The 21,756-nt window shown below is 59.4% G+C and carries 20 protein-coding genes; 11 read left to right on the top strand and 9 right to left on the bottom strand.

Annotated features, from left to right (window positions below; translation table 11 throughout):
- Nucleotides 1-181 precede the first annotated feature (181 nt).
- The 6 genes from CA51_RS23710 to dprA all read left to right on the top strand — a co-directional run bounded on the left by CA51_RS23710 (nt 182) and on the right by dprA (nt 4,668).
- Nucleotides 182-655: a hypothetical protein gene (locus CA51_RS23710; RefSeq protein ID WP_145123609.1), complete on the top strand. Its 474-nt coding sequence runs from the start codon at nt 182-184 to the stop codon at nt 653-655.
- A gap of 65 nt (nt 656-720) precedes the next feature.
- Nucleotides 721-1,200 (top strand): response regulator, encoded by a 480-nt coding sequence (locus tag CA51_RS23705; RefSeq protein WP_231745863.1) that lies wholly within the window; start codon nt 721-723, stop codon nt 1,198-1,200.
- A gap of 248 nt (nt 1,201-1,448) precedes the next feature.
- Nucleotides 1,449-1,877, top strand: a complete 429-nt coding sequence (aroH, locus tag CA51_RS23700) for a chorismate mutase (RefSeq protein ID WP_145123608.1) — start codon at nt 1,449-1,451, stop codon at nt 1,875-1,877.
- Nucleotides 1,878-1,927: 50 nt separating this feature from the next.
- Nucleotides 1,928-2,809, top strand: coding sequence for a hypothetical protein (locus CA51_RS23695; RefSeq protein ID WP_145123607.1), 882 nt, complete (start codon nt 1,928-1,930; stop codon nt 2,807-2,809).
- A gap of 83 nt (nt 2,810-2,892) precedes the next feature.
- On the top strand, nt 2,893-3,456 hold the full coding sequence (locus tag CA51_RS23690; RefSeq protein WP_145123606.1) for a dual specificity protein phosphatase family protein: 564 nt from the start codon (nt 2,893-2,895) through the stop codon (nt 3,454-3,456).
- A gap of 75 nt (nt 3,457-3,531) precedes the next feature.
- Nucleotides 3,532-4,668 carry a DNA-processing protein DprA gene (gene dprA / locus CA51_RS23685; protein ID WP_231745862.1) on the top strand — a complete coding sequence of 379 codons (1,137 nt, stop codon included), beginning with the start codon at nt 3,532-3,534 and terminating at the stop codon, nt 4,666-4,668.
- A gap of 41 nt (nt 4,669-4,709) precedes the next feature.
- Here the strand turns inward: dprA and CA51_RS23680 are convergent, their stop codons facing one another.
- Nucleotides 4,710-6,617: a hypothetical protein gene (locus CA51_RS23680; protein WP_145123605.1), complete on the bottom strand. Its 1,908-nt coding sequence runs from the start codon at nt 6,615-6,617 to the stop codon at nt 4,710-4,712.
- Nucleotides 6,618-6,814: 197 nt separating this feature from the next.
- Here CA51_RS23680 and CA51_RS23675 point away from each other — a divergent pair, with 197 nt between their 5' ends.
- The 3 genes from CA51_RS23675 (at nt 6,815) to CA51_RS23665 (ending at nt 10,478) form a co-directional block, all read left to right on the top strand.
- Nucleotides 6,815-7,864, top strand: a complete 1,050-nt coding sequence (locus CA51_RS23675) for a sugar-binding protein (protein WP_145123604.1) — start codon at nt 6,815-6,817, stop codon at nt 7,862-7,864.
- Nucleotides 7,865-7,932: 68 nt separating this feature from the next.
- A complete protein-coding gene (locus tag CA51_RS23670; protein WP_145123603.1) occupies nt 7,933-9,462 on the top strand; it encodes a sugar ABC transporter ATP-binding protein in 1,530 nt (509 codons plus the stop codon).
- 17 nt (nt 9,463-9,479) lie between these two features.
- The gene (locus tag CA51_RS23665; RefSeq protein ID WP_145123602.1) at nt 9,480-10,478 is read left to right on the top strand and encodes an ABC transporter permease; all 999 of its coding nucleotides are present in this window, start codon (nt 9,480-9,482) and stop codon (nt 10,476-10,478) included.
- Nucleotides 10,479-10,589: 111 nt separating this feature from the next.
- On the opposite strand, the gene CA51_RS23660 is transcribed toward CA51_RS23665, so the two are convergent.
- Nucleotides 10,590-12,074: a hypothetical protein gene (locus CA51_RS23660; protein ID WP_145123601.1), complete on the bottom strand. Its 1,485-nt coding sequence runs from the start codon at nt 12,072-12,074 to the stop codon at nt 10,590-10,592.
- 298 nt (nt 12,075-12,372) lie between these two features.
- Entirely contained in the window at nt 12,373-13,149 is a 777-nt protein-coding gene (locus CA51_RS23655; RefSeq protein WP_145123600.1) for a DUF6690 family protein, read from the bottom strand.
- 356 nt (nt 13,150-13,505) lie between these two features.
- Between CA51_RS23655 and CA51_RS23650 the strand changes: the two genes are divergently transcribed.
- Complete coding sequence (locus CA51_RS23650; RefSeq protein WP_145123599.1) at nt 13,506-13,958, top strand: hypothetical protein; 453 nt, start codon at nt 13,506-13,508, stop codon at nt 13,956-13,958.
- A 48-nt stretch (nt 13,959-14,006) separates the two neighbouring features.
- On the opposite strand, the gene CA51_RS23645 is transcribed toward CA51_RS23650, so the two are convergent.
- From CA51_RS23645 to CA51_RS23625, 5 genes are all read right to left on the bottom strand, one after another.
- On the bottom strand, nt 14,007-14,534 hold the full coding sequence (locus tag CA51_RS23645; protein ID WP_145123598.1) for a hypothetical protein: 528 nt from the start codon (nt 14,532-14,534) through the stop codon (nt 14,007-14,009).
- A gap of 411 nt (nt 14,535-14,945) precedes the next feature.
- A complete protein-coding gene (locus tag CA51_RS23640) occupies nt 14,946-15,380 on the bottom strand; it encodes a TadE/TadG family type IV pilus assembly protein (protein WP_145123597.1) in 435 nt (144 codons plus the stop codon).
- 2 nt (nt 15,381-15,382) lie between these two features.
- Nucleotides 15,383-16,435: a vWA domain-containing protein gene (locus CA51_RS23635; protein ID WP_231745861.1), complete on the bottom strand. Its 1,053-nt coding sequence runs from the start codon at nt 16,433-16,435 to the stop codon at nt 15,383-15,385.
- A 41-nt stretch (nt 16,436-16,476) separates the two neighbouring features.
- Nucleotides 16,477-16,893, bottom strand: coding sequence for a TadE/TadG family type IV pilus assembly protein (locus tag CA51_RS23630; protein WP_145123596.1), 417 nt, complete (start codon nt 16,891-16,893; stop codon nt 16,477-16,479).
- Between the two features lie 15 nt (nt 16,894-16,908).
- Nucleotides 16,909-17,418, bottom strand: coding sequence for a hypothetical protein (locus CA51_RS23625; protein WP_145123595.1), 510 nt, complete (start codon nt 17,416-17,418; stop codon nt 16,909-16,911).
- Nucleotides 17,419-17,775: 357 nt separating this feature from the next.
- Here CA51_RS23625 and CA51_RS23620 point away from each other — a divergent pair, with 357 nt between their 5' ends.
- Nucleotides 17,776-18,501, top strand: a complete 726-nt coding sequence (locus CA51_RS23620; RefSeq protein WP_145123594.1) for a YceH family protein — start codon at nt 17,776-17,778, stop codon at nt 18,499-18,501.
- 71 nt (nt 18,502-18,572) lie between these two features.
- Here the strand turns inward: CA51_RS23620 and CA51_RS23615 are convergent, their stop codons facing one another.
- Nucleotides 18,573-21,647, bottom strand: coding sequence for a M28 family peptidase (locus CA51_RS23615; protein ID WP_145123593.1), 3,075 nt, complete (start codon nt 21,645-21,647; stop codon nt 18,573-18,575).
- Nucleotides 21,648-21,756: the final 109 nt, after the last annotated feature.

Genomic DNA, 21,756 nt, shown 5'->3' with positions numbered 1-21,756 from the left:
GAGCCCCTTTAAGGGGGTGCCGTGCGAAGAACCGACGCCGTTGGGCGAAAATTTGCTTGACTGGGGGGGCTCGCTCGCCGTAGCCTGAATCTTGTCTTCTCTCTTCGGTTTGGGTGCGGAGGCGACCAACTGTCTCTCCGTGGCCGAGTCCCCATGGCACTTTTCTAAAGAGGCTCTGATCATGCTGATGCGCACCAAAGTCAGGACGCTGACTGTTAATCCTGCGTTCTTGCAGGAGATCAAAGAGAGTAACCGCGAGTTGTGGGATACCTTGCACGCCGTGCGACAGACGTGCGACGGAGGCGGTTCGCGTGCCGAGATCGCCAAGCGGTTGGTGCGGTTGTTGGATCAATTGCGAGACCATCTTTCGCTGCAGTTTGCCCTGGAAGAATCCTATGGCTACCTCGAATGTCCCGCGGTGGTCGAGCGGCGAATCAGCGAAGCGGCGGAGCGAGCCCAGGCTCAGCACTGTCGATTGTTTTTACAGTTAACCGATCTTTGCGAATTAGCCGAAGAGTTGCAGTATCGCGGGTTCGTCGCGAACGAGGTGGAGCGTTTGATCGGCGAGACCGAAGCGTTTGATCTCGACTTGCAATCGCACGAACGCTGCGAAGATGACCTGATCGAAATCGCATATTTTGATCTGAAGCGGTAGAATGCACTGTACCTGAGGAACGCGGCGGTTGCGTTCCTGGTCTCTGCGAAGGAGTTTTTCAGCTGATGTTTTCACAAACGGTTTGTCGTCCGATGGAGATCTTGCTGGTCGAGGATGGTTTGCTCGACGCGCGGGTAACGATCTTGGCTCTGGGACGCTGCAGCATTCACCATCGTGTGACCTTGGTGCGGAGTATTTCCGAGGCGTTGGCGTTTGTCCGTCAGGAAGGTGTCTTCCGCCGCGCGCCGCAGCCCGATCTGGTTCTCTTGGATCTGTTGTTGCCCGATGGGAAGGGGACCGACCTGCTCCGCGATCTGCGGCAGATGCCCAACCTTTCGGAAGTCCCCGTCGTGGTTCTGACCGCTTCGGGCGATCCCGAAAATCGAACGATCTGTTCGACGCTGAAGGTCGACGATTACATCGAGAAGCCTGTCGATGAAGATAAGTTTCTGCGAGTCGTCCGCGAGCACAAACGGTTGTTGGTCTTCGGTGCCCGCGCCCTGCGGTCGGTCTTTCCCGAGCACGCTTTGGCGACGTCGCCCTAGCCGCTGCGATTGGTCGGAGCGTCTCATGCTGCCGGCCGCCGCGAACTCTCCGTCGTCGCCAGTGGTTGCGGCGGCTTGCGATTGCAGCAGCAGTCGCTCTTCTGCCGCCGCTGGCTTTGCCCGTCTCTGGAAGTGCATTCATTGCGCCCTAAGTCGCTGCAGAAGTCGGTTTCATAGCCGCTTCGGTTACGAGCAGGTTTCGACTATATTGAGGCTCCAACAAAACGATAGCTGCTGTGGGAGCAAAAATGCCCAATCTGGTTTGCCGCGGCGTGCGCGGGGCGATAACGGTCGAAGAGAATTCAAAATCGCAAATACTGCTGGCGACCCGCCAGATGTTGGCGCTGATGATGCGTCAAAACAGCATCCAAGCGATCGACTTAGCCAGTGCCATCTTCACCGTCACCAAGGACTTGGATGCGGAGTTTCCGGCCGTGGCGGCTCGGCAATTGGGCTGGATCGACGTTCCGTTGATGTGCGGTTATGAGATCTCCGTCGAGGGTTCGCTGCCGCTTTGTATCCGCGTGCTGCTGCACTGGAACACCGACGTCCCGCAAGACAAGATTCACCATGTCTATCTCCGCGACGCGGCCGCGCTGCGTCCCGATCTGTGCAAGTTGCCGCCGTTGGACGACGCGGAACTGGAGGCCTGGATCGCGGAAAATTTGCAGTCGTAACGCCCCGGTGGCGTGACGTTGCGGACTGCTTCGCCGATTCTGTGGAAACGATGGCTGTCAAAATCACCTGGAAAACGACTCCCGAAATCAGTCCGCTGTGCGCTGCCGCAGCGGTCGCCAGCGGTTTGCCGGTCGCAGATGCTCAGTTGCCCGGATTGATCGGTCACTGCGTTCAATCGATCAGCGATCGATTGGCCGTTGCCGACTTGGACGTCGACCGGTTTTGGAACTGTTTGATCGCCGCGGGCGATCGTCCCCGCGACCACCGAGCTCGGGTCGAAGCGGCGTTGCTGCAAGCCGGCTGTGGCGAGCTGGCTGCCGATTCGATCGCTCCGACGATCTCGGGCCAGTTGGCTGATCTAAAAATCGCCTACGCCGAAGCGTTTCCAAAACTGGGAGAACAGTTGCCGTTGCGGGCTCGCGTGCTGCAGGAGCAATGGGAGGCGCGAGGCCCAGGTTTGATCGCCGTGATCGGGAAGTTAACTCATCGCGACCTGATGCCCAAAAAAGGAACTGTCGCCTTTGTCCAACCCGCTCTGGGAGGCGGCGGCGACGCGAGCCCCGAGACCGGCCTGGTTTGGATCGAGGCGGTACTTGCCAATCCGTTTCCCGATATTCCCGAAGTCGTTCGCTTGGGCTGGTTGTTGGCGCGACTGGGGCTGGGACGCAAGTCGGCCAGCAAATTAGTCGACGCGAAACACCTTCCCGACCTGGCCGCATTGGCGCTGTTGCCGATCGTTCTCGAAGCCGCTCGCGACGTCGAACTGTTGGGCGACGTCGAGCTGTCGCGGTTGATGGATGCTTGGAACACCCGGCGGATCAACAGCAATTGCACCGCCGAAAGTTTGAACCAATGGTGGTCGCAGATGCGCGAGGGGACGACTCCGTTTCCGGTGGGGCTCAAAGCGCTCGATCGCATTCTGACCGCGTAGGTCGACGGCGCCTGTGCGATGCCATCGTCGGTCCCTGTTGGGATCGATCCAACCAACTCTCTTCTGTCTCTTTGAAATAAGCCATGGATCCTAAGCCAGAAACACCGCTTCCCAAAAACGTTCCGCTGTGGCAGCGACTGTATGCACGCGGCGTCTTCTATCCGACGTTGACGTGGAACATGTTGTTAGGACGAGCGTTGAAAGTCCGTCGCTGGTGGGATCCGATCGATCCGCATGTGATCGTCGGGGCGTATCCGTTCGCTCGCGATGTCTCGCTGATGTACGAGCAGGGAGTCCGCGCGGTCGTCAACACGTGCGAAGAGTATGCCGGCCCGCAAGCTGTCTACGACGCGATGGGAATCGAGCAGTTCCGGATGCCGACGACCGACTTCACGCATCCGAAGTTGGAGGATATCCAACGGGCTGTCGAATTTGTGCAGTCGCATGTCGCTCAGGAGCACACGGTTTACATCCACTGCAAAGCGGGCCGCGCACGCAGCGCGACGGTCGCCTTGTGTTGGTTGATCAAATATCGCGGACAAACGCCCGAACAGGCTCAGAAGATCCTTCTGGAGCACCGTCCGCATGTGAACCCGCACGTTTATCTGCGTCCGGTCGTCGCTGAATTTGTGAAGCGAATCGGCTAGCCCACGCGATCTTGTTGACCTTTGCCAAGGTTAACTGGATAATTGGTCATTCGATGCCGCGTGCGGAAGAATGCCTTGTCTGAATTTTCGGGTAACGTCGACGATCCACTGATCCCATTGCTTCGCTTAGCAATGTTGCCCGGCATCGGTCCACGCACGCTGACCGCTTTGCTGGAGTGCTTTGATTCGCCCAGCGATGTTCTTGCCGCATCGGCAGATGCGTTGATGCGAGTCGCCGGCGTGGGACCGAAGCTTGTCGATGCGATCCGCAGTCCCAACGCGCAAGTCGACGTCGAGGATTTGATCGCCGAGTGCCAGCGGTTGCAGATCGAGATCGTGCCGCAGGCTGCCGACGGCCATCCCAAACGTTTGCTGGAACTGTGCGACGCGCCGCCGGTGTTGTTCATGCGGGGGACGTTTGTCAAAGAGGATGAACTGGCGGTCGCGATCGTCGGCACTCGGCATCCGACGCCTTATGGACGACGGCAGACGCAGGTCTTGGCGGCGGGGCTGGCTCGCGCGGGAGTGACCGTTGTCAGTGGGCTGGCGCGGGGAATCGATGGCATCGCTCATCAGGCGGCGCTCGATGCGGGAGGCCGCACGCTCGCGGTGCTCGGCGGCGGAATGGGGGCGATCTATCCGGCGGAACATGGTGGTTTGGCGGATGACGTGACGGCCAACGGGTGTTTGATCAGCGAGAATCCGCCCTGGGCCAAGCCGCGTGCGGGAATGTTCCCGCAACGTAACCGTTTGATCAGCGGGCTGTCGCTTGGCGTCTGCGTGACCGAGGCTGCCGACCGTAGCGGTGCGCTGATCACAGCGCGGTTGGCTAGCGAGCAGGGACGCGACTGTTTCGCCCTGCCCGGCCCCGTCAATTCGCGGATGTCGCGCGGCACGAATCAATTGATCCGCGATGGCGTGACGTTGATCCAATCGGTCGACGACATCTTGGAGAGCCTGGGGCCGCTGTCTCAACCGGTCCAGGTTCGCGATGCCGACGACGCGCCGCGACAATTGCATCAGGCCGCCGAGTTGCTGTTGAACGAACAGGAGTGCCAAGTTCTCGACGCGATCGGCGCCATGGCAACATCGATCGACGAGATCATCGCCAACACGAAATTGCCAGCGCACCGAGTGCTGTCGACCGTCAGCGTGTTGGAGATGCGACGCTTGGTTCGACGGACCGGCGGCCAGCACCTAGTGCGGATTTAAGGTGGTCTGCAATCAGTGGGGCTACTGATTGCGGGACCACTCTACGCTTTGCGGATGAAATCGGCGGCGTAGCTGCGGATGTGTTGGCCGTTGAGGACGTGGACCATTCGCAGTTGCTGGATGTGGCTGTCGCTGAACGATCCGATCGGCACGTGGACCAAGTGTTTGTGGAATCGCTTGGCCAGCCGTCGCCAGCCCGCTCCCGGCGGCAGGCTGGACATAATCGCGATCTGCCGGGAACGCGAGTAGGTGCACGCCGCGGCGATCAAACGCTCTTCCAACGAATCGACGAAGTCCAATCGTGGATCGTTCCAGATATCGGGGATCACGACTGGCGGGAACAGGAACATCGCGCCGCCATAGACCGACATCCCGATCCCCGGCCCCACCATCTCTTTGGAGAAGTCGGTGGCGTAGAAGGCGAGCGTCGATTCCTCTTCGTGTTCGGCGAACCACGTGGTACGCCACGGGTAATCGCGCGGATCCGAAGGGCTGTCGAACAGCATCACGCAGCAGTCGAGCTTGCCGCGATCGGGCGGCAGCACTTTGACGTAGATCTGTTTTTCGTACCAATGACGCAGCGTGTCGCGGATGTCGATGCCATCCTTCACGCTGGTGGTAAACTTCTCCGTCCGCGCCAGATCGGTTCCCAGGATTGCTTGGGCCCGTTCGACGACGCGGGTGCGGAAGTTTTCAATCTGTTGGTCTTCGGGCGGGTAACTGCATTGCCCGTATGGATTCCAGCGGTACTGCCAACGCTTCGATTCCTCTTGCGTCGGGCGGCGATTCAATTGCAGCGTCTGCCAGCTGACCTCGGGACCGGGCAAGCGGTTGACCAGCGGAACGATCTGGCCATCGGGGAGCCTCGCCTGGTCGATCCCCAACGTGACCTGATTGCGATCGTTGTTGGAATCCGAATTTAGATAAGGATACGACCGCGCGGTTTCGACCACGTGCAGCGCGAACTGGGGCCCTAGGATCTGCTTTGCCGCGACGACGATCGTATACAGATCGGGCGTCATCCGGCGTCCGATCAGCGACAGGTTGCGAATGTATTTCAGGCACTGACTCAGCAGCAGCGGCGTCACCTTGCGTGCCCGCACGCCGAGGTCGGCGCGGTAGGCATCGCGAGCGGCCAGCAGCAGCTGCTTGACGCCATCGATCGACATGAAGCGATCGTCCTCCAATTCGGCGCGGGCCCGTTCGTACAGACCCGTGATGTAGGGGAGTTCGCCAAACATGAAGTTCAACGACCGCGGATTGACGTCGTAGATCTCAGGCGGTTCGACAAGATCGTGCTCCGGTAACTCGGCATCACTTTCGCGATACGCCTGCCGGACCCAAGGCCACTGCAGAACGCTGCAGACGAAAAGGATCTTTTCGTAGCGTTGTTCGAGTTCGCGGAGCCGCAGAGCCATGTGCAAGATCCGCTGCTGTATCTGGCGGTCGGGCGGATGCGGAACGCCCGGCAACATCGCCGCCGCAAAACGCTCCAACGGCACGCGTTTGAGCGCGAACGGATCGGGCATCGTCGCCGACATCGGCTCAAACGGATCGGTCTCCAGATCGATGAAATGCCGCGGCAGATGTTCCCCCATGGCGATCCGGATCGCCATGATCACCGGCTGGCAGGGATCGATCGGCACATAGCTGGTCGGGGATTCGTCGTCGAAATCGTCTTCATCGTCGTCGGCCGACTGCGATTCGGACCACTCCGATTCCGTAAACCGCGGCGACGTCGGCTGGATCACGATCGAGGGCTTGGGCAGCTGCAACACTCCCTCTTCGACTCGTTGTTGAAACGAATGAGGCAGCGGGATGGCGACGCAATCGAATTCGTGCTCCAGCATCCGGCGGCGAACTTCCCAGGAAAAATCGCCGCTACCATGGATGATCGGGATCACCGAGATGCGTGGACTGATCTGCAAGGGTTCGGGGAACTGGGGCATTGAGCCAGACGCTTTTCAATTTTGGGGTGATGGGAATCGATCCGATCGCGGCGAGCCTTCAATATAGCTTGGTTTGGGGAAAAGGTTGACCAGCCTGACAGTGGACACGATACTTTCCAATTCGATCGATTCTCCCCAACCGGGCGTTTGCTGTTGCCGACCGCCCCCTTGCACTTGATCTCGTTGAATGGACCTCCATGTCGAAGCCAACTTTTTTTCTGCTTTCCCTGTTCGCCTGCGTTTCGGTACTGGGTACCGGATGCAATAAAAGTTCCAGCGATTCGGCCGGTGGCGGCGACTCCGGCCAACGCCCCAGCGTCGCATATGTGACCAACGGCGTCGCCTCGTTTTGGGTGATCGCCGAAGCGGGCGTTAAGCAAGGTGGGAAGGATTTTGATGCCGACGTCGAGGTGCTGATGCCGGCTGAAGGGATCACCGCGCAGAAGCGGATGATCGAAGATCTTTTGACCAAGGGGACCGATGGGATCGCGATCAGTCCGATCGATCCAGAGAATCAAACCGAGTTGATCAACAAGGCAGCGAAGTACGCCAAAGTGATCACGCACGACAGCGACGCGCCCGATTCGGATCGGCTGTGCTACATCGGAGTGGACAACTATATCGCGGGGCGGATGTGCGGCGAACTGGTCCGCGAAGCGATGCCCGAGGGGGGCAAGTTGGCGATCTTCATCGGTCGCTTGGAACAGGACAACGCGCGCCGCCGACGTCAGGGAGTGATCGACGCGGTCTTGGGACGCAGCGAAGATCCGACCCGTTTCGACCCGCCCGACGCCGAGATCAAAGAGGGAGACTGGCACATCGTCGGCACCTACACCGATCAATTCGATCGCGCTCAAGGGAAAGCGAACGCCGAGGACGCGATCAGCCGCCATCCCGATCTGGCTGGCATGGTGGGGCTGTTTGCTTACAACCCGCCGCTGATGCTCGAAGCGCTCACGCAGAGCGGACATCTTGGAAAAATCAAAGTCATCGGATTCGACGAAGCTCAAGAAACGCTGCAGGGAATTCAAGACGGCAACGTCTACGGAACCGTCGTGCAAAATCCGTTCGAATACGGACGGCAATCGGTCAAGGTCTTGGCGGGGTTGGCTCGCGGCGAGAATCTCCAGTCGCTGGGGATTCCCGAAGACGGATTCCTCGACATCCCGGCTCGCAAGATTCGCAAGGATAACCTGGACGAATTTTGGACCGAGCTAAAGAAGAACATGGGTGAGACAGCGGAGTAATTCCAAGCCGAGCGTCGGGAGCCTCGATGCCGAGGTGCCCGTTTTTACCGTAAGCCAAGTTCGTTTGCATGACATCCCATTCCCCGGCGGCAGTCCCACTGTTAGAGGTTCGTGACGTAACAAAACGTTTTGCGGGAGTCGCTGCGCTCAGCGGCGTTTCGCTGTCGGCGACGCGGGGGCAAGTGCATGCCGTGATCGGCGAAAACGGTGCTGGCAAGAGCACGCTGATGAAGATCTTGGCCGGCGTGCAGTTGCCCGATTCGGGGCAGATTCTGCTGGACGGCAAACCGGTTCGAATCGATTCGGTGCAGCGGGCGTTGGAGCTGGGGATCGCCCTGATCCATCAAGAGTTAAACCTCTCGGACAATCTGGACGTCGGGGCGAATCTGTTTTTAGGTCGCGAACCGCGGCGGTTTGGGATGATCGATTTCGGCAAGATCCGCGAAGCATCGCGGCAGTACTTGCAGATGGTCGGACTGGATATCGATCCGGGGACGATCGCTGGCGATCTGACGATCGGGATGCAGCAGATGGTCGAGATCGCCAAGGCGTTGTCGGTCGATGCGCGGTTGTTGATCATGGACGAACCGACCAGCAGCCTGTCGCAGCACGAGACCGAAGCGTTGTTCCGCGTCATCCGGCGGCTGCGCGAACAGGGCGTCACGATCCTCTATATCTCGCATCGATTGGGCGAGATCATCGAACTTGCCGACACGGTCACCGTCCTCCGCGATGGAGAAAACGCGGGACATTTGAGCAAGGATCAGATCAGCCACGACGCGATGGTCCAACGGATGGTAGGACGCGACATCTCGAAGTATTACGCACGAGCGGAGCATCCGCGGGGCGATGTGATGCTGGAAGTGAAACAGCTGCGGACATCGACGTGGCCCGCTCACGCTTTGGATTTCAAGGTTCACGCCGGCGAGATCGTCGGCGTCGCGGGACTGGTGGGAGCCGGCCGAACCGAGTTGATGTCGACGATCTTCGGAACTCAGCGAGCTGTCTCGGGAGAGGTTTTGGTGGCGGGGAAGCCTCTGCGGTTGAGGCACTGCCGCGACGCGATCGATGCGGGAATCGCGATGGTTCCCGAGGATCGCAAGCAGCAGGGCTTGATCCTGGAGATGGGGATCCGGATGAATGTGGGGCTGCCCGGGTTGGAGCGGCATCGGCACCTGGGCGGCTTCTTGAATCGCCAAAAGGAACGCGCCGATTCGGATCGGATGATCGCGGAGATGAAGATCAAATCGAGCTCCGATATGCTGCCGACTCAATTTCTGTCCGGCGGCAATCAGCAGAAGGTGGTGATCGGCAAATGGTTGTCGATGCATCCCAAGGTGCTGTTGTTGGACGAACCGACGCGCGGCGTCGACATCGGTGCCAAGCAAGAGATCTATCGGTTGATGGAAGAACTGGCGGCCAGCGGCGTGGCGGTGCTGTTTGTTTCCAGCGAAATGGAAGAAGTGTTAAGCATGAGCGATCGGACGATCGTGATGCACGAAGGCAAGATCAGCGGTGAATTGCGACGCGATCAATTGTCCGAAGAAGCGGTGATGCAATTGGCGACCGGGAACCCCGTCGCCGCCGCGTCGACCTGAACGAACGATTCGATAACATGAAAAAAATACTTGGCATCTTGGGTCTGTTGGTCTTCATCTGCGTCGTCACGGCGCTGATGAGCGATCGCTTTTTGACGCAGTTTAACATCGAGAATTTGATCCGCCGCAGCGCGCTGTTTGGGATCATTTCGGTGGGGGCGGCGTTTGTGATCATCACCGGTGGGATCGATCTATCGATCGGATCGGTCGTCTGCATGATCGGTTGTCTTTTGCCCTGGATGTTAGTCCAGCAAGAGTTCTCGGTGCCGCTGGCCTTACTGGTCTCGTTGGGGATTTCGCTGGCGGTCGGACTCAGCCATGGCCTGCTGATCACCAAGGTCCGCTTGCAACCATTTGTGGTCACGCTGTGCGGGCTGTTGGTCTATCGCGGAATCACGCGCGGGATCGTGCAAGATCAGACGCAGGGATTCAAGAGCGGATACCAATCGCTGCGAGCTCTGGCTCAAGGTCAGATGCCGTTGCCCGGGACCGACTTTGGAATCCCTTATCCCTGTCTGATTCTGGCCGTTGTGGCCGCGTTGGCGATCCTGTTTTTGAACTACACGATTTACGGACGCTACATGCTGGCTTTGGGCCGCAATGAAACTGCGGCTCGGTACAGCGGGATCAACACCGATCGGATGATAATCCTGGCTTACATGATCTGTGCGCTGTTGAGCGGGCTGGGGGGGATGCTGTTTGTGCTTGATGTCGGCAGCGCCCAGCCAGTCGACTTTGGCAACTTCTACGAACTCTACGCGATCGCCGCGGCGGTCTTGGGCGGCTGCAGCTTGCGTGGCGGCGAGGGGACGATCATCGGTGTTGTGATCGGAGCCGCGGTGATGCAGGTGCTGAAGAATTCGATCACGTTGATCGATGCGATCCCCACCAACATCGAATTTGCGGTGATTGGGATCGTGATTCTCGGCGGAGTGATCGCCGACGAATATGTCAAACGCTTCGCCGCCGCGCGGCGAGCACGCCTGCAAGCCGAACTGGCTCAACAGGCGGAGTGATCGCGACCGAAGCGGTCGCGATGCAGAGGATCCGTCCGGCGGGCGTTACCCTGCCGGCGAGTGGTGCCCTGCCGGCGAGTGGTGCCCTGCCGGCGAAAGCCGACGCGATGGCTACTTGTCTTCGCCCGAATTTTCGCGATTCGGAGCGTTGCGATCGAACAGGGACGAGACGGTGCCGGGGCTGCGTTTCCCATGAGATCCCGTGTTCAGCGGTGGGAAGTCTTCGGCTCGCGAAGCGGTTCCCAGCGGGATCACGAGATCTTGATCCAGGCTGCGGAGATAACCGAGCAGCTTGTTCAGCGAGATCGTTGTGATGCCGAGCTGTTTGGCACGTGCCTTCAGCTTGCCGACAGCTGCCAGAGCGGTCGCGTTGCCGGCTTGAGCGTCGGGATCGCCATCGCTGAACTCCGGATCGGTTCCCAGTACAAGGAAGCGAGTGTCGAAGGTCAGTTCGCCGGTTTCGACGCCGCGAGCATCGACTTGAGCACTCACGATCGCTCCGGCCGATTTGATCATCGCCTTGATGCGGTCCGAATCATCGGCACCATCGCCGTCGAGATCCATCAGCCCCGCCAACGCGATTTCGACGCGGCGACCTGGAGCCCAGAAGGGCGTATAGATCTTGTCGTTTTCGAGGACGGGATTGCGAAGATCTGGATTGTGGACCACGCGTGCCTGGGCCAGATGGGAACCGAGAATCGCGGTGACTTCTAGGTTCGCTTTCGGTTCGACGTTGGTTACACGAACGTCGTCTTGATCGATCACACCAAAGGTCACGCCGGTGACCAACCCGTCGGCACTGCCGAGGTTGACGAAGACCACGTTGCCGCCTGGCATCACGTGGACGACGCGTCCTTGAGGTGTTTCGAATTCATCGTTACGCAGCGTTTCGATCGTGTTCTTTTGATCGTCGATCGTGGTCTGCAACTGCGTCGACTGTTTGACCAACTGGGTCTTTTCGCGAGCTGCGGAGGTGGTGATCGCGGTGATCTGTTGCTGCGACTTGGTCAACAAGTCCTGCATCTGTTGCTGCTTGAGGTTGTGGTCCTCGCGGGCTTTGGCCAGATCGGCCATCGTCTTTTGCAGCTGAGTGTTCAACTCCTCTTTGTCTTTTTCCGCCTTGTCGGCACGAGCGGTTTCGCGTTCGAGGATCGCATCTTTCTCTTTGCCCAGTCGAGCGATCTGCTGTTCCGCCGCAGCCAGCAGCGCCGACTTGTCGCGAATCGTCCGCATCAGGAACGATGGCAATTCGTGGTAGTTCTTCTTGCCATCCTCGTTCATCAACGACATGTCTTGGGCGAACTGCTGTTCGATCAAGTTCATCTTTTCGTCGCCGCCAGCGCTTGTCAGCATCTGGGCGAATTCGGCATCGGTCATCTGGCCGACTCCCAACATCCGCTCCATCACCTGGATCTTGCTGTCCTGGGTTCGGACTTGGTTCTGCGCATTTTGCAACGATGCATTGGCTTTGGTCTTCTCTTGCGTAGCCGCATCGCCCCATTGCCACATGAAGAAATTGCCGACCAGCGACAGGACCAAAACGATAATGCAGGTAATCAAACTGCCGCGAATTACGGAATCGTCGCGAGCTGCCATTTCGAAACTCCATACGCTCCGGCCTGGGACGAGAGCATGCGTGCCGGAAGTTAATGAGGGGTGTGAACTGCTGTCATCTTATTCAACAATTCCAAGAATACCAGATTTACCCTGTAAAGGTCGCCAAATCACCTAGCCCCCCCACTACCGATTAGAGCGCTTATTCGCGACGCGAGGGCTCGTTGCCTCGATTCGCTAGCGCTGTGGAGGGGGCGATTGGGAGCGATTCGCCAATCGAGGGGGCTCAGCGGCGGCTCTTTGCCTGCCTCGCCGAGCCGGTGACCCGGCCATCTACATTCTAATAAGAAGTTCGTTGCGGCGTCTGGCTGGTCCGCGATACGGAGAGAATGTCGGTCGCAGCGTGGCTGAGTCCGTAAGGCCCATTCGGCTGGTTCAGTTCCAAAAAGACAGTAAATCGCGAGTTGGGGCTCTCGGAATAGATCACCGGAGTGGGCGTGATCTTCATCAGGCTCGACGGGGTGCCATTCCAGCCGTACGAATAACCACCGGAGCCGAGCGAGTGATCGGGGGAGAGGTGGTAATGGGCCAACATCAGCGAAACCAGCCGCGTCGGATCGCCGGTGAAGCCGTTGAAGCTGATCCGTTGCAGCCGATGCTGGGGGGTGAAGTAGTAGGTGATCGTGCCCGCCAGGTCGTCCGGTTTGGCGCCGGTGACGACGGGGACGCGGAGCCCTTCGAGTTGGCGATCGGCCAGGACGGTCGTGACTCGCGAAAATTGAGCCGTCACCCAAGCGGGCGTGGCATCAAAACGCAAGACGTCGCGGAAGTCTTGGAACGGGCCGCCGGCGAGCGCTTGGCTGGGGTGGCTCAACCAATCGAGATCGCGATGTGGGTGTTTGTCGCCCCGCGCCCAGAGGGCTTCGGTGCTGTAGTGCGAATCCAAGCCGTCGGCCGATGGCGAGGTCCAACCGGCGGTTTGCGCATCGCCTCCGCTAGCGGTGACCTGAGTCAGTTTGGCTTGCAACGATTGGCCGAGTTCGGTTTCGGTGGCGACGTAGGGCCCACCAACCAGACCTCCGGCTAACAGCAACAAGATCGGAGGACGTTGAATCATGGCAGGGTGCTCCAACACATAGCGATCGCGAGATCGGCGTCCCTGCCCAACGTTTGTCCTCACCGATCCATGGTGAAGATATCTTTTCGTTTCTTTTCTTTTTGGGCCTGTGGCCCATCGCTAGTAGTTCGTCGAAATCGAGGCGGGAACTTGCGAATCGTTGGCGCGGCCCGCACAACCGCTGCATCTGGCGGCATCGGAAAGTGGAGTCGGCAAATCGACTTTACCTATATTTTGACCTGGACCTGTGAACACTCCTTTGGTTATTCGAGGTCTCGTCGCGGCAACGTCACCGATCCGCGACGACGCCGTCTACGAATTCATTCCCCTCCAGTTACCTGGGAGCTTCGCCCGCGATGCCAATCACAGACTATCGACGTCGGTTTCTGATCAAAGCCTCTCTATCGCTCGCGGCGACAACTCTGCCCGGTTGCGGAACGATCTTCTTCCCCGAACGTGTCGGACAGCCGCGCGGCGGACCGATCGATTGGAAGGTGGTCGCGCTGGATGGCGTCGGGCTGCTGTTGTTTGTCGTCCCCGGTATCGTCGCCTTTGCTGTCGACTTCTATAACGGAACGATCTTCCTGCCCAGCTACAATTACAGCCAGATCGAATCGCAGCGGACCGATGAGCTGTTGGCGGTGGAGATCGAAAAAAGCGAGTTGTCGCAAGCGAAGGTCGAAGAGATCGTCTCGAACCACGTCGATCAAGAGGTCGAGTTGTCGGCGGGCAAGTATCGCGCAAATCCCCTGCCCAGCATGGACCAGTTCTGGGGACTGGCTGGGAAGATGCGAGCCGCGTTCAGCTGATCTTTTGCGCGATCGCGTCGTCTGCCGTCGGGCGATCGACGCGCGGTTTTATTTCAGCGAGATCGGCCGTTTCAGATGACCGTGGCGGTTGTGAATTCCCAACGCCTGGATCACGTGATGTCGGCAATCGTTCAGGATTGGGATGTTCAACGCGTGGTGATTCCGCATCCGTCGTTCGGCGGTTTCGGCGGAGATGCCGCAGACTTTGGTGGCGGTGACGCCAATTCGCTTCCGCTCCAGTTGGAACCCACGCTCGAAAACTTGGGTGCCGTAGAGTTTGCACTCGTAACAATTGCTGACCGGAACGCCATTTTCGTAGACCACTGGCGAGACGCCTTGGGGGCAGATCGCGATCGAAGCGTGCAGGATCGCCCCGACCTTGGGGAAGGTGCCGCGAAGCTTGCTGGTCACGATATAGACTTCCCGATCATCGACCGAGGACTCTTGATTCAAGACGCTTGTGCCCAGCTCTCCAGCGGCCGTTGCGTCTTCGCCGTGGGCTGGCAGGTGATGGCAGACGGTTGCCAACAGCAACGCGAACAGCCGAAGCGATTGGGAGACGTTGAATTGGATCATGAACACGAAGCGAGCGACGGATTGATTTTGGGGAGCCGAGGAGCAACGCGAGGAACGTCGGCTGCGACCGCAAACGCTTCGCACGGTGAGTCGTTCTGCGGTGCGTGGAATTGCAAAGCGGCCAGCCCGTTATGTTGCCTAAGTGAAACATACGTTGCAAAAATGCATCATGCGGCCCGTTGGGCAAAGATTTCCGGTTGTTCCGATTAGTCGGGCGGTCGGCGCAGCGCGCAGCGAACTCCGGGACCGATAGGTCGTTGAGTCGGATTCGCTTGCTGGCGGGAGAGGATGCTGTCGATTCGCAGCGAGCGACCGCGCCGAGAGAGAGGGCAAGTTGAACGGCGAACCGATCACTCGCCGTGGCGGCGGTTTGAGAGAGAAGGCAGCCGGAGAGCCGCTTCCGAAATCCGGTTATTGAGCGGTTTCGCGGGCCATCGTCAGAGCGCGTTGGACGCTTTTGCCCTTGAAAAACAGCGACGCGCCAAACGCGTTCTTTTCGATCGGCACGGTGATGTCGACGGTCAGGTTCGTCGCGGCGCTGCTGATGTTGGCCGGCGTTACCTTGACGTTCGCGTTGGTGATTCCGATCGTCGCCAGGATCTCGTTGGCTTTGGTTCGGACTTCGTTGCTGGTCGCGCCGGGAACGATCCCGGTTCGCGCGGCTTCGTAGACCGCGTTGTCGACCGTGTGCCGAATCATCGCGACGCGGCAGAATTCGAACGATGCGAAGAAGAACGCGATCGCGATCCCCGCGGTCAATGCGAATTCAACCGCTACCGCACCGCGCCGCGAGCGTGGGCTGCGGAAAACGATCGGTTGGCGTCGGTGGGGTTGGTTGTTGTTCATGGCTATTTCGTGATCAAGGTGCTGAGGGTGAGCGCGATTTCGCGATAGATCTCGATTAATTGGGCACCGTTGGCGGCGTGGAAGTGTTTGCCGCGGCCGGTTGTTGCGATCCGCTTCATCCGCGCGATGTCAGCTCCCGCACCAAACGTGATCGTATGGATAAAGACACCTTGGTTGGCGAGGATCTGCGCGTCGATCTGCGGATCGCGGCCGGCGTTGTGGATGCCGTCGGTCATCACGATCATCGTTCGTTCGACGAAATCGGTGTTGCGGCCTCCGCTGAGGATTGCACCACCGGCGCTCATCCCCGCCGAAATGCTTGTTGTTCCAGAGAACCGCATCGAATTCATCGCGGTGGTGATCTGTCCAAGCGACGTCGTCAACGCCACGTCGGCGGTGGCGGTGTTGGAGTAGGAGGCGAGTCCGACGACTTCGTCGACCGGAGTTCCCGAGAGCGTGTTGACGAAGATGTTGATCGCGTTTTTAAGGTCGTTTGCTTTCTGGCCAAACATCGAACCGCTGCGGTCGACGACCAGCACGACATCGCGTTCCAGGAATGTTGCCGTCGCTTCCTGTTCGGGTTGGAAATCTTCGACGCCGAAGATCCCACCAAACAGCAGCTTGACGCTTCCCGAGGCGGAGCCTTTGGAGCGGTCGCCGTGGATCTGAATGCTGTTGATCGGAGTGCCCGCGGTATCGAACACGAACTTGCCGCTTTGCGGATCGGCGATGGACCGTCCGAATTTGATGTCGGCGTTGTTCAGCAGCAGCGGTTTGCCGGCAACCAGGTTTTGCCCGGCGATCGCTTTCGCTTGACGCCGCGCTGCGCCGCGGTCTTGAGTCGCCGACAGCTCTTGAGCGGCGGCTTTGGCTGCGGCATCGGTCGCCGAACGCAATTGCGTACGCGTCAGATGCATGTGAGCGAGGTCGATCGAAAATACAACCGTCGCTAGAAAAGCGATCATTAGCACCGCGACAAATATCATCATCGCACCGCGTCGCCGCTGGGCTGGTGTCTGGCGTCGGCGAGCCGATTGAGTTGTCTGTTGAGTCATGCGATTAATCCTTGCAGTGTGGAGAGCGCGGCCAAGGCGGCTCACTCTTTCACCATCACGACGGTTGCTGTGATCGTTTTGTCGGCGATGAACTTGCCGAGTACCTGGCTGTTGTCTCGGGTCGGCGCGGAGACCGAGACGGAGATCAATTCGCCGCGACTGGCGTTGGTGATGTCGGCTGGCGAAAAGACGATCTGGGATCCCTTGACCTTGCGAGCCGTCAGGATCGAATCGCCACTGGCTTTTGAATTTTCGGTGGTCGATCCGACACGGATCGCTTGCCGAGCCGCTTCATAAGCCGAGATGCTGAGCGTTTGCTTCAGGAAGATCCGGCTGGCGGCTTCGATCGTGCCGAAGACCAGCAGCGCAAGCAGCGGCAGGCAGACGGCAAATTCGACGATCGCGGTGCCGCGACGCGACTTCGCGCGAGGTCGTTGAATGGGGGACTGTTGGATCATCGTAGGGGTGCCTTGTTAAACACTTACGGGTGATTCGGATTCGATTTCAGCTGCCGAAACCTGCGTTTCGTTCTGCTCCGATTTCACAACACGTGTCGCGGAATCGCTCTGAGATTTTTGGTATCGCGCCAACACGAGGTTGAAATCGCTCGCGAGGTCTTGCAAAAAGTCCCCTTTGCGGAAGCTGATCGGTTTGACGTGCGATCCTTCGGCGACCGCCTCCATCGCTCTTCGCAGGCGTTGAATCGGTCCGGCGAATCGGTTGCTCAATCGCATCGTGTCGCGCAGGAAGATCGGCAACATCGCCGCCGAAATGATCAGGAACGGTGCGTAGCGCTGCATGAACAGATTGCCCGTCTCGCCCCACGATGCTCCCGGTTCCTGTTCGAACAGCATCAACCAGATGACCAATGCCACGCTGTTGGCGGCGATGAAGGAGCACCAGTGAAGGGTGATTCGCTTGAGCAGCGAGAGCTGTGTTTCGGGATCGACGAAATTCGACTTCCGACGTGTTGATTTGGACATGCGGTGACCTTGTAAAGTTTAGCTTCGAAGCGCTGAACGCCGTGTCGAGGCTGCCGCTTCAGCGGCCCCGGCGGGCGAGTGGGATCTGATAATTTCCGACGCGTTTGCTGAGTCGGTCGGGTGAAGCCTAGCATTCATCTGGAAGTGGGGGCGCCGCGGGTGGAATTTCGCCCTTGATCATTCCGTGAAATGATTCAATGATGCGCTGCGTGCGGGTTTTAGCAGTCGTAACGTTTGCCGCGTCGTGAACGGTTTTCTGGTTTGATCCGGGCTTGCCGTGATCTTCCTCGGCGACATACTCTGGCGGCTGTGCATCGGCTAGACGAACCACCCTTATAAAACGATGAGAACTGCAGAATGGACGTGGATCAAGAATCGGCCGCTCCGAAATGGAAGCCGCTGGGGACGACCGAACGCCGTGTTTTGGGCGTGTTGATCGAAAAGGCGAAGACGACTCCCGATAACTATCCGATCACGCTCGCCTCGTTGACCGCCGGCTGCAATCAGAAGAGCAATCGCGCACCGCAGATGCAGCTGAACGACGACGATGTCGATCTGTCGTTGGATCGTTTGCGAAGCGTTGGTGTCGCGGTCGAAGTCCAAGGGAGCGGCCGCGTCCCAAAATATCGCCACACGGCCTACGACTGGTTCGATGTCAAAGGACCCGAGATCGCGGTCCTGACCGAATTGCTGCTCCGCGGCGAACAGACCGCCGGCGAATTGCGGACGCGAGCCTCGCGGATGGAACCGTTTCAAGATCTCGCGGCGCTGCAACCGGTTCTGCAGATGTTGCTAGACAAGAACTTAATCGTCGCGCTCACGCCGCCAGGCCGCGGTCAGTTGTTCACTCACAACCTCTACCCCGACGCCGATCTGGCCCACCTGAGAAAGAAGATCACCGGAGACAGTAGTTCGCCGTCGCCCCAGCCGGTTGCTGTCGCCTCGCAACCCGCGACGCCAGCTCCTGCTGCGGCTGCCGTCGCTCCGGCGAACGACGAATTGCAATCGATGCGCGACGAGATCGCTCGGCTGTCCGAAGAGGTCGCTCAGTTGAAGCAGCGACTCGATATCCTCGAATCGTAGTCTCCACCGCGCTCGATCCGCCGCTGACGCCCCGTGAGCGTTCAGCGGCGGGAAACTGTCGGCGACGCAGATCAATCGCGCGATCCGGGAGTCACTTTCAGCTTCACCTCTTTGTCGCCGCGTCGCACCGTAATCGGCACCTCTTCGCCGATCTTGAGCGCTTCGATGGCGTACGTGTAATCGTAGATGTTCTCGATTTTACGTCCGGCCAGTTCGATGATCAGGTCGCCGCCGCGGACTCCCGCTTTGGCTGCCGGTCCATTCTCCGAAGCGCCACTCAGCATCACCCCTTTGACATCGCCGGCGGCGTAATCGGGGATCGTTCCCAAATAGGCACGCATCTGCGCCCGGACCTGTTGTTGCGGCGCGGTGTGCTTGGTGTATTCGGGAGCGTCGTCGGCGGTCGCCAGCGAACGAGCGATCAGCCCCATCAGCCGCGCCGTTTGCGCTGCCCCTTCGTAATTCAAGGTGTCGGGCGTATCGCGCGGCGTGTGATATTCGCTGTGCGACCCGGTGAACGCCGACAGGATCGGAACGCCACGCATATAGAAGGTGCTCGCATCGGTTGGCAGGTAGGTATCCGATTGCAAGGTCAACGCGAGACCGACCGGAGCGTTGCGACGCTCGATTTCGCCGTTCCACACGGGCGAGGAACCGATCCCTTGCAGGACCAGTTTCTCACGCAGGCGGCCGACCATGTCCATGTTCAGGCAGGCAGACAACGCGGGATACAAGGAGAGCGGCGGATGACCTTCGGGGGCGGGGACTTGCGGATAGAGATCGTAGAACTTGTCGGCGAAGGCGTCGGAACCCAGCAGTCCCAGCTCTTCACCCGACCACGCGGCTAACAAGATGTCTCGCTTGGCGGGCAGCTTGCCTCGACGTTGTAGATCGGTCAGATATTGAGCGACTTCCAACATCGCCGCGACGCCGCTGGCATTGTCGTCGGCACCGACATGAACTCCGTTGCGTTCATCGTCGCGAGCGAGGCTGTTTCCCGAGGCGCCGGTTCCCAGGTGATCGATGTGGGCACCGATCAAGATCGCTTGGTCGCTGGGCGCGTCGCCAACTTGCAAGCGACCGATCACGTTGCGGCCGACTCGCTGTTGCTTTTGAACGTCGATCTTGGCTGTCAACTTCGCTTCGCCGAGATCGAATCCCATCGCGGGCTCACCCGAATCGAGTTCCTTTTGAAGTTCCGCCAGCTCCTCGCCGGCAGCTTTGACGATCTTCGCCGCCATCGCATCGGTGATGCTGATCACGCCCAGGCTGGTTCCCGACAGCGAGCCATCGAAACGCAACGGCACCAATTGTTCGCGGACCTTGCTGGTCGGGCCGCTGACGACGATCAAGCCGCGGGCGCCGCGATCGCGAGCGACCATCGCCTTGAATCGCAGGCTGCTGTAGGCCGACCAGTGCTGTCGCTTTTCGGCGGAGATGTCGGCGGGCAGATGGCGGAAGACCATCACCCATTTGTCTTCGACATCCAGGTGGACGTAAGCGTCCTGAACGGGATGCTCCTCCGAACCGGGAGCGACGACGCCGTAACCGGCGAAGACGATGTTGGCCGGTTCGAATTCGCCGGTTTTCGAAAACGCCAGTGGTTGCCAATCGGTTCCGACTTTAAACGACTCGTCACCTACGGTCAGCGAATTGCCTTCGCCCAGTTCGACGCCGGCGGTGAATTCAAAGTTTTGGAAGAAGCTGCCGTCGGCTCCCGCTGGCTTGACGCCCAGGTTTTCCAGATAGGCAGCGACGTACGCGGTGGCCGCTTTTTCGCCCGGCGTGCCGGTCAAACGGCCGCCCAGTTCGCGGCGGCACAGGTAATCGACGTGCCGCATGATGTCCGACGGTTTGAAGTCGGCGTGCGATTGGCTGGCGGCTTGGCGGCCAAGTTCCTCGGCATCTTGCGTGTCGACGGTCTGCGATGCGTCGAGCCCCAGCAGCTTGCGAGCTCGCGCGTCGTTCCAGGCGGCGGTGTAGATCTGCGTGTTGCCGCTGGCGGTGCGATTGGTCGACCAGGAGAGCTGTTTGCCGTCGGGCGAGAAGACGGGCAGGCCATCAAATCCGTCGGTGTAGGTGACGCGAACCGGTTCGGATTTACCAGCCGCATCGATCAGGTAGAGCTCGAAATTTCCAAACCCATGCAGGTTGGTCGTGAAGATCAGGTAGTCGCCCGAAGGATGGTAGTACGGGGCCCAGCTCATCGCTTTCATGTTGGTCAGCTGTTGCGGGTCGGATCCATCGATCCCGATCGTCATGACTTCGGCAGTGGCTCCGTTTTCGGAGAACCGCCGGAAACAGATCCGCTTGCCATCGGGCGAGAAGAACGGGCCGCCATCGTATCCTAAAGTGTCGGTTAAGCGACGCACGTTCGATCCGTCGGCATTGGCGATGTAGAGGTCCATCATCGCAGCCGGATCCAGCTTAAACAGCTTGGCCTCTTTCGGCGTCAGTTCCCTCTCGTACGCGATGCGGTTGGAGGCGAAGACGATCTGTTTGCCGTCGGGCGAATAACTGGCTTCGGCGTCGTAGCCCTCGGCGTCGGTCAATTGTGTGTATTCTTCGGTTTCGCGATTCCACGCCATCAGCTCGTATTGCGGATCGTAATCCCAGCTGTAGCGTCGCTGTTTCCCCGATTCGCGGATCGCGATCTCTTCGTCTTGTTTCGTCTTGGCAGCGGGGTCGTTTTGAGTCGATGAAAACAGGACGCGCTTCCCGTCGGGATGGATCCAGGCGCAAGTCGTCTTGCCCGTGCCGGGAGAGACGCGATCGAGATCGCCCGTCTCGAGGTCTAAGAGATAGATTTGGTAGAACGGATTTCCCGGTTCGCGTTCGCTCTGAAAGACCATTTGCGAGCCGTCGGCGCTGTAATAGCCCTCGCCCGAACGACGGCCGCTGAAGGTCAGTTGCCGCGTGCCGGTCAACCACTCTGCCTCTTTAGCGGCCGCTTCCTTGGGATCCAGTTTTTCCTGGTCCGCCGTCGCCGCAGCGTGATGTGGCGAGGCGACGTCAGCCGTGGCAGCTGGTTTGCCGTCGGCCGGTTTGGATTTAGCGACGTGGGGATCATCGGCGATCGACAGGGTTGCTGGCGACAGCAGCAGGCTGGCCGCAAGCAGACCGGTAGCGTAGCGAGGGAGGTGCATATTTCAGTCCTTCAAGAATGCGTTGGTGGGATCCGCCCCGTGCGGACGATTCATTGTAGGCCGATCGGTCGCGGCGCGGGGAGGCGTGGCGCGAGGAGCAACCGCCAGC

It is taken from the genome of Rosistilla oblonga, from assembly GCF_007751715.1.
Classification (GTDB): Bacteria; Planctomycetota; Planctomycetia; order Pirellulales; family Pirellulaceae; genus Rosistilla; species Rosistilla oblonga.
This window is presented reverse-complemented; position numbering and strand designations above follow the sequence as displayed.